Origin of the sequence: Desulfallas sp. Bu1-1 (assembly GCF_015594625.1) — a bacterium.
Classification (GTDB): domain Bacteria; phylum Bacillota; class Desulfotomaculia; order Desulfotomaculales; family Desulfallaceae; genus JADNRQ01.
Window position 1 is genome coordinate 1 of record NZ_JADNRQ010000129.1, and the last position, 255, is coordinate 255.

General features: G+C 48.6%; 1 protein-coding gene. It reads left to right on the forward strand.

Features of this window, described 5'->3' with window-relative positions; translation table 11 throughout:
- On the forward strand, window positions 1-255 hold a 255-nt coding region (locus IT084_RS17940; protein WP_395880099.1), incomplete at both ends, for a hypothetical protein.

Consider the following 255-nt stretch of genomic DNA (forward strand, 5'->3'; position numbering starts at 1 on the left):
CTACGGAAAACGCCAATAAATCTGAAGATCAAGGGAAAACATACACCGCTAAATTGGGCACAGTGGAACCTGTGGATTCCCCCAAAATGAAAGCCATGGAAATGTTTAGAGACAAGGTGGCGGAAGCGACAGACAACAAGGTGCAAATTACTATTTACCCGGCGGAGCAACTGGGTTCGGCCCGCGAAATGATTGAAGCCACCCAAATGGGTGCGGAAGAAGCGGTTATATTGCCCAGTTCCAACTTTACCGGCT